This is a genomic window from Allohahella marinimesophila (genome assembly GCF_039538005.1).
Classification (GTDB): Bacteria; Pseudomonadota; Gammaproteobacteria; order Pseudomonadales; family Oleiphilaceae; genus Allohahella; species Allohahella marinimesophila.
In genome coordinates this window covers 243,832-256,868 of sequence record NZ_BAABBO010000018.1, presented here as the reverse complement: position 1 = coordinate 256,868, position 13,037 = coordinate 243,832, and the positions used below count along the sequence as shown (strand labels likewise).

General features: G+C 55.0%; 13 protein-coding genes. 7 read left to right on the top strand and 6 right to left on the bottom strand.

The window, feature by feature from the left end; all coding sequences use genetic code 11:
• Positions 1–3 precede the first annotated feature (3 nt).
• The 4 genes from ABD735_RS17700 to ABD735_RS17685 all read left to right on the top strand — a co-directional run bounded on the left by ABD735_RS17700 (position 4) and on the right by ABD735_RS17685 (position 3,976).
• Positions 4–384: a nucleotidyltransferase family protein gene (locus ABD735_RS17700; RefSeq protein WP_344808940.1), complete on the top strand. Its 381-nt coding sequence runs from the start codon at positions 4–6 to the stop codon at positions 382–384.
• A gap of 192 nt (positions 385–576) precedes the next feature.
• Complete coding sequence (locus tag ABD735_RS17695; RefSeq protein WP_344808938.1) at positions 577–948, top strand: MbcA/ParS/Xre antitoxin family protein; 372 nt, start codon at positions 577–579, stop codon at positions 946–948.
• Positions 945–1,733 carry an RES family NAD+ phosphorylase gene (locus ABD735_RS17690; RefSeq protein WP_344808936.1) on the top strand — a complete coding sequence of 263 codons (789 nt, stop codon included), beginning with the start codon at positions 945–947 and terminating at the stop codon, positions 1,731–1,733. The genes ABD735_RS17695 and ABD735_RS17690 overlap by 4 nt, the downstream gene beginning before the upstream one ends.
• Positions 1,734–1,867: 134 nt before the next feature.
• Positions 1,868–3,976: a B12-binding domain-containing radical SAM protein gene (locus ABD735_RS17685; RefSeq protein WP_344808934.1), complete on the top strand. Its 2,109-nt coding sequence runs from the start codon at positions 1,868–1,870 to the stop codon at positions 3,974–3,976.
• A gap of 43 nt (positions 3,977–4,019) precedes the next feature.
• Here the strand turns inward: ABD735_RS17685 and ABD735_RS17680 are convergent, their stop codons facing one another.
• Complete coding sequence (locus ABD735_RS17680; protein WP_344808932.1) at positions 4,020–4,469, bottom strand: hypothetical protein; 450 nt, start codon at positions 4,467–4,469, stop codon at positions 4,020–4,022.
• Positions 4,470–4,736: 267 nt separating this feature from the next.
• On the bottom strand, positions 4,737–6,332 hold the full coding sequence (locus ABD735_RS17675; RefSeq protein ID WP_344808930.1) for a matrixin family metalloprotease: 1,596 nt from the start codon (positions 6,330–6,332) through the stop codon (positions 4,737–4,739).
• Between the two features lie 720 nt (positions 6,333–7,052).
• Between ABD735_RS17675 and ABD735_RS17670 the strand changes: the two genes are divergently transcribed.
• The 3 genes from ABD735_RS17670 to ABD735_RS17665 are packed head-to-tail and all read left to right on the top strand — an operon-like array spanning position 7,053 to position 8,495.
• The gene (locus ABD735_RS17670; RefSeq protein ID WP_344808928.1) at positions 7,053–7,400 is read left to right on the top strand and encodes a hypothetical protein; all 348 of its coding nucleotides are present in this window, start codon (positions 7,053–7,055) and stop codon (positions 7,398–7,400) included.
• Entirely contained in the window at positions 7,364–7,930 is a 567-nt protein-coding gene (locus ABD735_RS20200; protein ID WP_425548627.1) for an RES family NAD+ phosphorylase, read from the top strand. The genes ABD735_RS17670 and ABD735_RS20200 overlap by 37 nt, the downstream gene beginning before the upstream one ends.
• Before the next feature lie 25 nt (positions 7,931–7,955).
• A complete protein-coding gene (locus ABD735_RS17665) occupies positions 7,956–8,495 on the top strand; it encodes a YaeQ family protein (protein ID WP_344808926.1) in 540 nt (179 codons plus the stop codon).
• Here ABD735_RS17665 and ABD735_RS17660 read toward each other — a convergent pair.
• The 4 genes from ABD735_RS17660 to ABD735_RS17645 form a co-directional block, all read right to left on the bottom strand.
• Positions 8,477–9,340 (bottom strand): crotonase/enoyl-CoA hydratase family protein, encoded by an 864-nt coding sequence (locus ABD735_RS17660; RefSeq protein ID WP_344808924.1) that lies wholly within the window; start codon positions 9,338–9,340, stop codon positions 8,477–8,479. The two genes, ABD735_RS17665 and ABD735_RS17660, sit on opposite strands and share 19 nt — an antisense overlap.
• 11 nt (positions 9,341–9,351) lie before the next feature.
• Positions 9,352–10,311 (bottom strand): NAD(P)H-dependent flavin oxidoreductase, encoded by a 960-nt coding sequence (locus tag ABD735_RS17655; RefSeq protein WP_344808922.1) that lies wholly within the window; start codon positions 10,309–10,311, stop codon positions 9,352–9,354.
• Between the two features lie 97 nt (positions 10,312–10,408).
• The gene (locus ABD735_RS17650) at positions 10,409–11,563 is read right to left on the bottom strand and encodes an acyl-CoA dehydrogenase family protein (protein ID WP_344808920.1); all 1,155 of its coding nucleotides are present in this window, start codon (positions 11,561–11,563) and stop codon (positions 10,409–10,411) included.
• A gap of 242 nt (positions 11,564–11,805) precedes the next feature.
• Positions 11,806–12,975 carry a GGDEF domain-containing protein gene (locus ABD735_RS17645; protein WP_344808918.1) on the bottom strand — a complete coding sequence of 390 codons (1,170 nt, stop codon included), beginning with the start codon at positions 12,973–12,975 and terminating at the stop codon, positions 11,806–11,808.
• Positions 12,976–13,037: the final 62 nt, after the last annotated feature.

Genomic DNA, 13,037 nt, shown 5'->3' with positions numbered 1-13,037 from the left:
ACGTTGCAGTTTCCGGGCAGAACGCTGACAATCAAACTAGATTTTCAACGAGGCTCCCGAAGCGTTTTGAATCAGATGCCCGCTGAACGCAATCGCGACAGGCAAGCCGTATTGCAGCTGCTCGTCGATCACAAGCAGATCCTTGCTTCGAGATTCGGAGTTAAAGCCATCGCACTTTTTGGCTCGGTCGCGCGGAACGCCGCAACGGAGTCGAGCGATATTGACGTGCTGGTAGATTTTGACGGAGCTGCTAGCTCTAGCCGCTATTTCGGCGTTCAGTTTTATCTGGAAGATCTATTCGGCTGCATCGTCGACCTCGTGACAACCAAAGCATTGAGGCCGGAGCTGCGACCTTATGTCGAACGTGAAGCAATCCATGTTTGACAGCAATGGCAATTTGGCCGCCAAACAGTAGCCACCTTTTTTTCCCTTTGCATCAACCCGATCGCTCAATACAGTTGGACACCTGGCGCTGGTCATCCTGCTCAAATCGAGTGCTAAATGCACATTTTAAACCTGTTTGTGCGCATTGCACGATTCGGCTAGACTGTTCCTATACAAGACAGGAGCGTCCAGATGTCTGCACTTACTCAACCAACCCCTACGCCGGAAGCCGTTCTGGCCAAGGCGGTACTGCGCGCAGCAGATCAACTTGGTCTCAAACAGACTCAGCTGGCGGCAGTGCTCGGTATGCATCGCACGGCAGTCAGCAGGCTCAAGCAAACAGCTTCGCTTTCCCCGCAATCGAAGCAGGGCGAGCTGGCCTTGCTGTTGATCCGGCTTGCCCGGGCTCTTTTTGCCTTGACCGGGGGAGACAAGGCGTGGATGCAGCATTTCATGAGCACGCCAAACTCGGTGACGGGCGGGGTACCGGTTCAACAAATCGAAAGCATTCAGGGCTTGCTCACTGTGCTGCAGTTCGTCGACGCGATCAGGGGGAAAGTTTGACGAACAACGCTGCTGATATCTGGGATAGCTCGCAGGGTGCCAGGCAAATACGGCCTCTGAACGGCAAGTTGTATCGATTGGTGGAAAGTCAGGAACAGATCGCTACGCTGGGCTATGTGGATACTCTGGAAGAACAGGCTTTGCTCGAAGAGCTGCTTGAAACAGCGAAACCGGCCCATCGTTTCGCTGAAGTCGAGGAGCAGGCAGAAGATCCTGGTTCGCTTCATTATCTGTTGCTTACACCATTCCGCTATCCGCCGCTAAAATGGGGTTCGCGCTTCGGTAGAACTCACGAACAGGGGATATTTTACGGCGGTGGTGACATCGACGTCACACTTGCTGAGTCCGCCTATTACCGTTTTGTCTTCTGGTTTTCGATGTCGGCTGCGCCGATCAAAGATAGTATTCGCACGAGTCACACATTATTTTCGGCACCCTACAGCACTCAGCGCGGTGTGCAGATTCAGCGTCCGCCATTTGATGAATATATGACCGCGCTCACGCACCCTTCAAATTACAGCCAAACCCAGACCTTGGGTTCGCAAATGCGTGAGGCAGGTGTGGAGGCCTTTGAGTACTGCTCGGCTCGCGATCCTTCTCATGGCTTATGCGTTGCGCTGTTCACACCAGCAGCTTTCGAATGCAGGAAGCCCGATTCGATGCAGCAGTGGTTCTGTGAAGTCAGTGCCTATGCGGTGTCTTTCAAGCAGCTCGCCGAACGGGAAGTCATACATTTTCAGCTGGAAGATTTTCTGGTGGATGGGACGCTGCCGCTTCCCGCCTAGCTACGGAGTACAGGCTGACTCGACCCTTATGGGAGGTCGAATTCTGGCCTGATGGCATTATTCGGCTTTGCTTCCGGTGGTATACTGCCTCGTACAAACGGTTGAAAACTGCCTGTTCTTCTCACGAGTACGAGATGTCTCAATTGATAAATCCCAGCCCATCTGCCCAACAGACGCCTGATAGCCGGATTATTCCGATGGTGTCTTCGGAAGATCAGACACCTCGCCTCAAGCTCGACGCGCGACCGAAGGTGCTCAGCATCATTCCTCCGATGACGCAGCTCAATACGCCTTATCCATCAACGGCGTATATCACTGGCTTTTTGCGTTCACGCGGGATCGATGCGGTACAGGATGATCTGGCCCTGGCGCTCGTTCTGCGCATGTTCAGCGCAGAGGGGATCAGGGAGTTGCACAAGGCAGTGACGGCAGTGACGGCCTCCGTGGCCTCGCCGATCCTGGAGTCCTTCAGCGAGCAATTCGATCAGTATCGGGCCACCATCGAACCTGTCATCGCGTTTTTACAGGGCCATGATACAACCCTGGCGCACCGTATTGTCAGCCGCCGCTATCTGCCAGAAGGCCCTCGCTTTGATTCACTGGACGTCTATTTCGACCCAGATGGTGGTGATCCGCTGGGCTGGGCATTTGGTGCGCTGGGCGTGCAGGATCGCGCACGGCATTTCGCTACGCTGTATCTCAATGATCTGGCGGACGTCGTCAGGGACGCGGTTGATCCGCGCTTTGAATTCGTACGCTATGCCGAGTCTCTGGCCCAGAGTCAGGCGAGCTTTGAGCCCTTGGCCAAGGCCCTGGCTGCGCCCTTCAACTTGCTCGATGAATACCTTGATGAGCTGGTTGTTAAGCTGCTCGCTCGCCATGCAGCTGAAGACCAGGCGCTGGTTGTTCTCCTCTCCGTACCATTTCCCGGATCCGTCTACGCTGCATTTCGTATCGCCCAGTCCGTCAAGCGTGTAGCGCCCAATGCAATCACTGTGCTTGGCGGCGGCTATGTGAATACGGAGCTGCGCGAACTCGCAGAGCCCCGTGTATTCGATTACTTTGACTATGTCACGCTGGACGATGGCGAGCAGCCACTCCTTTCCTTGGTAGAGCACCGCTTCGGCTCACGCCCGCGTGGAGGACTGCAACGGACCTATTTGCGTGAGGAGGGGACAGTTCAGTTCATCAACGCAGGCGATCCCGACGTCCCCTTTGCCCATGTGGGGACGCCCACGTGGGATGGCTTGCCGACCGATAAATATCTGTCGCTGCTCGATATGCTCAATCCGATGCACCGGCTGTGGTCGGACGGGCGTTGGAACAAGCTGACACTGGCGCATGGCTGCTACTGGAAGAAGTGCAGCTTTTGTGATGTCAGCCTCGACTATATCGGGCGCTACGAGACCGCAGCGGCAAGCACACTGGCCGATCGCATCGACGCCATAGTGGCTGAAACTGGCGAGACCGGCTTTCACTTTGTGGATGAGGCCGCGCCGCCGAAGACTTTGCGTGCCTTGTCGAAGGAATTACTGCAGCGCCAGCGCACCATTTCCTGGTGGGGCAATGTCCGATTCGAGAAATCGTTTACCCCGGACCTGTGCCAACTGCTGGCCGATAGTGGCTGCATAGCCATCTCGGGTGGACTGGAAGTGGCTTCGGATCGCTTGCTGCAGTTGATGCAAAAGGGCGTGTCAGTCGCTCAGGTGGCCAGGGTCACGAGTGCCTTCACGGATGCAGGCATTCTGGTCCATGCCTACCTGATGTATGGTTTTCCGACTCAGACACTGCAGGAAACGGTCGATGCACTGGAATATGTGCGCCAGTTGTTTGCCAATGGCTGCATACAGTCGGGCTTCTTCCATCGCTTTACCTGTACGGTGCATTCACCAGTTGGTCTGTCGCCAGACGACTACGGCATCCAGCTCAAGTCACTGCCGCCCGGCACCTTTGCCAAGAATGATGTTGGTTTTATTGATCCCACAGGGGTTGATCACGATGTCCTGGGTCAGGCGCTGAACAAGGCACTCTACAACTACATGTATGGCATCGGCCTGGATGAAGATGTGCGTACGTGGTTTGCAGAGGTTCTCCCGCAGCGCGAGAAGCCACGACATGGAACCCGGCGCGGATCACGACGTGGCAAGGATTCGTCAAGGGGCTCTACGTACAATGCCGTGCCTCGGACAACCGTACCGCCTGACTTTATCGAGCAGGCGCTGGCAGGCCGGCTGGGGACATGACATGAACTCACCGGATTGGTGACGTCAGGATGAAGGATCGTGTCTACTCATCACGATCACTGACGTCCTCCAAGAGAACGACCATGTTGGCAGAGAGCTTTTTACCTTCTATGAACACGTCCTCGATCTCGCCACGCACGTAGACGCGGTCGCCGATCTCGACATCATCTGCCGCCCTGTCGTTGTCCATGGGGTTGTACTCCATTTCAGACGTATCAACATGGATGGTTGTGCCATCAGCGACGACAACGAATTCTCTCCCTGAAATACTCTCTACCCGACCTTTCCTGGCCACGAAGGCGCCCTCCGGTCCCAATTCAGCTGACTGGGCAACTTCGTCACTCTGCAGCTCGTCATTGCCGAAGTCGTCGTCAAGGCTGCTGCCGAGGTCGTTGCCAACCGAATCGGACTCGAGCTCTTCAGCCACAGCTGCACCAATGCTGAGGGACAGTAGACTGCTGACCAGTATGGGTTTGAGTATATGGAGTTTCATTGTGTGATCCTCGCTGAGTGTTCATGTCCTCCGGATTCGCCCGAAAGTTACAAGGACTCGCAGCAAGTACTGCGCCAGGAGTAGGGCACTGCTCGCCAATCGGTGTGCTAAGAGTGATTTAGGGGAGAGTGCGACTGCCGGTTCCGCACCACAGATGATGTAAGGTTTGCGAGTATGTTGTAGAACGCTCCGCGGACCTCAGGCGCGCGAAGGGGCATGGCGCAAACGCACCGGAACCATAGCTGGTCCCGGTTTCCCCGATAGCGCCTACTCTTTAAGCCCAGTTGTGATGACCACGGTAATCTTGTCTGGATCGCTGTTTTCCAGCATTTCAACGCGAATCCCCGTCAGTCTTGACTCTACGTAACTAGCTTCTTTCTGAGCAAGCAACACCGTGCCTGTACCGTTTCTCCCGCTCAGCATATGCATCGCAAAACGTTTGGTCAGTGGATCATTTTTGTCATGTGGATACGAAATAAAAACAGGGCCACCATCCTCTGGGTTATCGGGATCCCACATGGAGGAATTAATGATGATGGTCGACAAACCATTGCCGTCGAAATCACTGATTCTCTTCAACTCAAACCGTGTTGTCTGGCCGTCGAAAAGAGCAACTTCATTTTCCGGGAGCCAGTCTTTCAGGTAGTAATTCGGCGCAGACAGGTAAGGCGAACCGTGACCTCTATTGTTCATGACGGTACCAATGTCCGGCCTACTCAGTGTAATTTTCCGCTGCCTTTCACCCTTACCAACGTGCATCGTGATGGTTTCCCACTTCCAGGTGGAATGTCCCAGCCCCAGGGCGTGTCCCATTTCGTGGGCAGCGACGTCGTGTTGAAATGAGCCAAGACAGCCCATGCTGGTATTTACTCGGTTTGTATTCACATTGAACACATAATCATTCGCTACACGACCGTGCCCGGTATAGATAACGTTTAACCGACCTCTTGAATTGCGCATCCAATATTCAGCTGCAGCGCTCACCATCTTCTCGCCGCGCCCTCTGTCTTGCGAGCCTGATTCACCTTTGCACGACATGTTGAGGCCCACCTTATAGGTCCCTGTTCGCGGGCGCTTCGGGGGTAGGGTATTGCCAATACCGCCTGTCACATCAGAGCCGTCAGAGACCTGAACGTGAATCGTGTGCGATACGGTAGTCATCAGACCTTCGGCATCAAGAAGACTGGCGTTGATGACATAATCGGTGCTTTCGGTAGGATGAAGCGTCAACTCACCAGATGGCGCAACCGGACCAATGCCGGGGGTAATGGTCAAAGACTGCAGTGAGGCCGACGCAAGGGTCGGTACCTGCCAGGACAACTTGACGGCCTGACCCACTTGAATCTCATCAGCATCAACATTGAATTCGATGTCCAGGCCACTATTCGACACGCTCAACCATCCCAGCTGTTCGGACGCATGAATAGTTTCGCTGTCTTGGGATTGTTCTTCTTCGACCTTGACGCGGACCTTTCCGGACGCCAGATCCTGATATCGCAGTGTCGCTGTATCGGGGCCCGCAAAGGTTTGTATGCTGGCGAAAAAATCTGGATCGACCATGGCTTTGTCAAACTCGATGTCCTGCCAGTCAGTGCCCTTTTCGCTTTGTGTCAGTCCAGTGTTGAGGCTATAGCCATCAATAGAGCCACTGCCTTGCGCGAACGCCACGTAACTCGCCGTCTCTTCCAGATGGCGGCCGTCACCAAGATTTCGTTGTTGATTGGCTTCTTCTTCCTGCAATCTCACGTCGAAGCTATTGACCTGAATATCGCGAAGGCGGACTGCGGTCGCTGCCACCCCTTCATCACTCGTCTGCTGAACGAACACGATGGGTGGGCTATCAAATTCACCCACCAGATTCACACTCTTCCAGCGATGATTCAGATCTTCAATCCGACCAGCGGTCACCTCTAGTCCACCCCAGTTGTGAGTGCCAGGTTCCATGGCCAGGTATGAGATAGTCTCCGTCCCGTGGATACCATCCTGATAATCCCATTCCTTCAGTAGAAACTCGAAACCATCCTCGGTCACGTTGCGCACTCGTACACTCAACGGCTCCGGGTCATTTGCTGAAGGAGGCCCCATCAGGATGACTGGCGGGGTTCTGAAGGCAGCATCAAATCGAACGGTTCTCCAGCTATTATTGTCCGCCTGTTGCACAGTGACCCGATCGAATACGACCGGCTGAGATGCTGACGTCGATTCCACTTCTGCTGCCGCGAAACCACTCAAACCCAGAAAAATTGCTGTCGAAACTCCGCTGATGGAGGCGCTGGCTCTCCTCTCATTGAGCGTTTGAAATTTAGTCATGACGATTGCCTTGTTCTGGTTAACTTCAACATGGTGTATGAAGTCAGGTGTTAGTCATGACGGGCATTCTATTTGCGGGAGGAGACGCGAATTTGTCTTTGAGGGCCTAAATATTGTCTTCACGCGCCAGCTTTCGGAATCTGTTAACCAGTTCACTGTCGATCAGTTCCCTGTTAGTGATGAGCGGGTAGAGCCGGTGGGTGCCGTGGCTCTTGCCGAGCTCTACTGAGTTGACATATAATATGTCACTAATCTATGACATTCTGGTGTTGCATGAACGCTGACTTTTACGCCTCTGATATGGTGTCACCCGACAAGCTGGCCAGTTGTCTTCGCATCACCAAGGAAGAACTTGCCTGCTCTGTTGGCCTTGCGAAGGAGACGCTGTACAGGAAGAATCGCTCCGAAAGTCAGAAGGTTCAGACCCGTCTTCGCGAAATGACTGATGTCATTAATCGCGTGACGCCCTGGGCTGGCAGTCTTGCGATGGCCTTTGCGTGGTATCGGTCTTATGGCATTCCAGCTTTTGGTGGCATGACGCCGGAGGATGTGATCAAGGCGGGTAAGAGCGAAGCGCTGCGCGAATATATCAGTGCAATCAATGTGGGTGGCTACGCCTGAAGGACCTCTGGATTCATTTCAGCGGGCGGGTATACAGGGCTATCAATCCACGATGGTCCTACGAGCCGACTTCTGGTGCCGGCGCGGCACTCTTCGGCGGACGCTTCAATCCGCCGGGCACCCCGGCCCTCTACACATCATTGCGATTCGAGACAGCATGGCTGGAGGCCCAACAAGGCTTCCCTCTGAAGTCACAGCCGCTCACCATCTGCACATACCAGGTCGATATCGAAAACATCCTCGACCTCACGGACCCGACGACATGCGGTCGGCTGTCAATTTCGCAGGATGACCTGGCGTGTGCATGGCGTAGCCTTCACGATGACAGATTGCCTGTCCCGACCTGGGAGCTTGCCCGGCTGTGTAATGCCAATAGAACGCGCGGGATCATCGCGCCGAGTTTTGCAGTTGGGGCTGGGCCACAGGATAGGAACCTCATTCTGTGGCAGTGGTCCGATAGCCGTCCGAGCCAGGTGGTGGTCATCGATGATGAGGGCAGGCTGCCCAGAAACCCAGATTCCTGGCACTAAGCCCAGCTCTCACAACAGGAACCACATGGCCCTCAAAGCGACGATCTTCAAAGTCACCCTCAACATCGCCGACATGGATCGCCACTACTATGCCGATCATCAGCTGACACTGGCACGGCATCCGTCTGAAAAAGATGAACGCATGATGGTGCGGGTGCTGGCATTTGCCCTGAACGCCAGCGAGCAGCTGGAATTCACCAGAGGCCTGAGCAGCAGTGACGAGCCCGATCTGTGGCAGAAAAGCCTGAGTGACGAGATAGAACTCTGGATAGAACTGGGGCTGCCTGAGGAGAGCCGCCTACGCAAAGCGTGCAGCCGCTCGAGACAGGTCGTCCTGTACACTTACGGCGCTCGCGGCGTGTCGCTCTGGTGGGAAAAAAACAAGGCAAAGCTCGCCCGCTTCAAGAACCTGAGCTGCGTCAACCTGGATCCGGAGTCTACTGAGCAGCTAGCCGGTCTTGCCCAGCGCGCCATGAATTTTCAGGTGACCATCCAGGACGGCGAAGTCACCTTCAGCAATGAGTACGGGCTGGTGGCGTTAACGCCTTATTTCCACCAGGGATAGAAGCTCGGCATATCCGTGGAGGACTTCGATGTGAACTCCGGATCCCGCTTTTCAAGAAACGACTTCACGCCTTCCTTACCATCCACCTGGCTGGTGTAGAAAATGGCCAGTGAGTCGACATTATGGGCATCTCGCGGGTGTGGCGCAGCCGACAGTCTCAGCATCATCTGTCTGGCGAGCGTAATGGCGACCTGGGACTTCCCGGTGATTTTTCGCGCCAGTTCGTAGGCCGCTTCGAGTAGATCTTCAGGGGCGTGCACGGAGCGCACGAAACCAGCTTCCTTGGCCGTATCAGCATCGATGATGTCGCCTGTATACACCCATTCCAGAGCCTGGCTGAGACCAACTATTCGAGGCAGAAACCAGCTGGAACAGGCCTCAGGCGTGATACCGATTTTCTCGAACACAAAGCCGATCCTGGCTTTCTGCGAGGCCAGGCGAATATCCATAGCGGCCAGCATGGTGGCGCCCACACCGACGGCGGCGCCATTAATCGCAGCAATAACTGGTTTCTTGCACTCGTAGATGCTCAGATTGACCATGCCGCCAGTGTCGCTGACGCCCGGAATGTTGAAGGTATTCTGCATGTCTTCGACGCTGGGCTGCTGGCTTTCGTCAAGACCAAACACATTGCCTTCGCGTGTCAGGTCCATGCCGGCACAGAACGCGCGTCCCTTGCCGGTGACAACGATCACGCTCACGTCATCGTCATCACTGGCCCGGTTGAAGGCGTCGACCAGCTCACCGGCCATGTCTACCGTAAAGGCATTCATCTGCTCCGGGCGGTTCAGGCTCAGCGTCAGGATCTTTTCCTCTACCTTGTATTCCAGCGTCTTGTATTGCATGGCGTAGCCTCTTATTTGTTATGGCGTTCGGTCAGTGGAAACTGCTCGGCACTGCGTTTGTGCTGTTTGTCGATCGCCTGATGATATTCCGCAACCAGCTTATCGACGAGCTCGCCAGCGCCTTGCACCTGTTCAATGGAGCCCACGCCCTGGCCGGCGGACCAGATATCACGCCAGGCTTTCTTCTCTGCGCCTTTCTCGCTGGTATCCATGTCGAGCTCGCTGCCGAAATCCAGCTCGGCTTTGGGGCTGAGGTCGGCCGGATCGATACCCGCGTCTTCAATGCTCTGACGCATGAAGTTGGCGTTCACCCCGGATATCTTCGGCGTATAGACAATGTCTGCGGACTGGCTGTCGATCAGCATCTGTTTGTAGTCGTCTGTGACATTGGCTTCTGTGGTGGCCAGAAATCGGGTCCCCATGTACGCCAGGTCGGCGCCCATCATTTCGGCGGCTGCGATATCTCGACCATTGGAGAGACTGCCTGCCAGCAACAGGGTCTTCGTAAAGAACTGTCTGATTTCGGCGATTAGTGCAAACGGGCTGGTGGTGCCAGCATGTCCACCGGCGCCGTTGCAGACGGCAATCAGGCCATCTACGCCAGCGTCGGCTGCTTTCCTGGCATGGCGCGTGTTGACGACATCATGAAAGACGATGCCGCCGTATCCATGCACCGCTTCGACAAGGTCAGCGACGGCGCCCAGCGAGGTAATGACCAGGGGGACTTTGTGTTTCACACAAATCGCCAGATCCGCCTGCCAGCGGGGGTTGCTCTTGTGGACAATCAGGTTGACACCGAACGGCGCTGACTTTCTCCCGGTTTCGGCTTCCCAGTCCGACAAACGTGTCTTGATGTCCACGACCCAGTTTTCGAAGCCCTCGCTGGTGCGCTGGTTCAGCGCAGGGAAGGTCCCCACTGCGCCGGCTTTGCAGGATTCGACCACAAGCGCCGGGTTACTGGCTATGAACATTGGGGATACAATTAGAGGCAGCCGTAATCGGTCTTTGAACTGAACGGGTAAAGTCATAACGATCTCACAAGTAAGAACAGGCGAATGACAACAGCGCTCATCGGCCCAGAATGCCACGAGCGACCACTTCTTTCATGATCTCTGATGAACCTGCATAAATGGTCTGGACTCTGGCATCGCGGTAAAAGCGCGAGATGGGGTATTCGTCGGTATAGCCATAGCCGCCGAATAGCTGCAGGCATTCATTGACCATGGTCACCTGCATTTCCGTGGCGGCCAGCTTGAGCATGGCCGCATCCTGCACCGTCATGGTACCTGCCTGGTATTTCAGCATGTGTTTCTCCAGCAGCGCCCGGCACATTTCCAGCTCGGTCTGACACTCTGCCAGCTTGAACCGGGTGTTCTGAAACTGCGCCACCGTGCCACCAAAGGCTTTGCGCTCTTTGACGTACTCGCAGGTGATATCCAAAGCCCCTTGCGCATGGCCTATCGCCTGTACTGCGCAGCCCAGACGCTCTCTTGGCAGCTCCTGCATTAGATAGGCAAAGCCTTTGCCTTCCTCGCCCAGCAAAGCATCTGCCGGAATAGCCATATCCTCGAAAAACAGCTCGGCGGTGTCGCTGGAGTGCTGGCCAATCTTGTGTATCGGCTTGCCCGTCGAAAAGCCCTCGAGGCTGGTATCGACCAGGAACAGCGAAATACCCTTCGCACCGGCTTTGCTATCTGTCTTGGCGCAGACAATGATCATGTCGGCCATATTACCGTTCGTTATGAAGGTCTTCGAACCGTTGAGAATGTAGTGATCGCCGTCTTTCACGGCAATGGTACGCATGCCCGCCAGGTCGCTACCCGCGCCGGGTTCAGTCATGGCCAGCGCAGTCACGACTTCGCCGGTCACCATGGGTGGCAGCCAGCGCTCGCGTTGGGCTTCGGTGCCAATGTGAAGTATGTAGGGGGCCACGATATTGGCGTGAATGTTGTAACCAGTGGCCAGGGCATGCAGGTTCAGGCGGCACATTTCTTCCTGAATCATCTGGCACACATCGAAACTGGCTTCTGCTGCACCGTACTGTTCCGGAAAATCGACCAGTAACAGGCCGGCGTTGCCCATGGTGTTCCACATGGCCCTGGGCATCTCATGGTTCTTTTCCCAACTCTCGTAGTGGGGCAGTACTTCCTGCTCCAGAAAGCGCAGCACCATGTCTCTGAACATCTGGATTTCTTCGGAGTCGACACTTCTGGATTCGGTCATACATTTCTCGCTATCAGTCTAATAATGAGTCGGAGTATTGCGTCATGGCGCAATTGAAACAATGATGGATTCAGTCATAAGTAGGCATATTCGGACATATTGAGCGGCGCTATCCGCGTTTTTTTCGCTACAATCGACGTTGTTCAAAACTTATTAGCGAAAGCGGACATACCAAGCAGTGATCGGAGAATGGCTGCGGAGGCTCGCGTGAAAGCTGATCCGGCCAGCTCAGCTTTCGGACCTCACGACTGATAGCACACTCGATTCCGGCCAGTTCTCTTGGCTTCATACAGCCGGTCGTCAGCTTTTTTGATAATGTCGTTGAGACTTGCCCCTGGCTTCAATTCGGCGAGTCCTGCACTGAAAGTAATATGAATCCGAGCTGAGTCAGCATCGATTGCCAGTTCCTCGACCGCTTGACGCAATCGGTCCGCAATGATTGCCGCCGCTGGAAGCGCCGTACGTGGCCAGGCGATCAAGAACTCTTCACCGCCCCACCGGGCCAGTAGGTCATCGTCCCGTTTCAAAGTGGCCAGCGTCTTCGCCACCGTCTTCAGTACGGCATCACCAGTGTCGTGACCGTAGTTGTCGTTGATCGCTTTGAAATTGTCGATGTCCAGAAGCATGACAGTTGCTGCAGAAGATTGTGTCTCCAGGGCCAGCTGCAAAGCACCGAGAACCTCACGACCGTGTCGTCGATTGTGTAGACCTGTCAGCTCGTCTGTGCGGGCTCGGCGTTCCAGTTGCGACATCACCTCGCTCAGTTCGGCCTGGGTCTTTTGCAGGCTGAGCTTGGTTTGCCTGGCTTTGTCCCGACTTAGACGCATCGTACTGCCCATCATGGTGAGATATAGGCTCACGAAGATAAACGCGCCAAGAAACAGGGTTTCGCTCACGACATCGATGGGCTGGTCGAACCAGGTGTAAGCCACTGCGATGGCAAGGAGGTAGCTGAGTGATGCACTCACACAGAGTATGAGTCCCTCTTTCCAATTCCCGATGAGCGCGACGAAGGCGCAGGTCATCAGAGCACATACAAGCGCCACCGCCCGATGCTCGGCCATCAATAGTGTGTAGAGTGTAAACATGACCAGCCATGCGGCCAGTTGAAAGACTGTTTGCCAGTAAATGAAGCGCTGACTGATTCGCCTGACTCGAAGAATCAGGGTGTAAGCCAGAATATTGATAATCACAATGAACAGGTACAGATAAGCCAGTGGCGCAACCCCGAAAGGTTTGAAGCCCATGATCATGGCAATGGCTGCCAAGGAGTACGGGACATGGTAACCAATGAAGGCCATGAGTACCGAAGCTAGTGCTGGATGTCGACGAACGTCGCGAGTATGCGGGCGCTCTGGATCGACGGCAGCGAATTGTTCTGTCCAGCGAATGAAATCGCCCATACTACTCATGAACCGCCCCATGACTGGTGAAATGCACTGTGAACCATTGCTGTTGATTCTTCTGTTGCCTG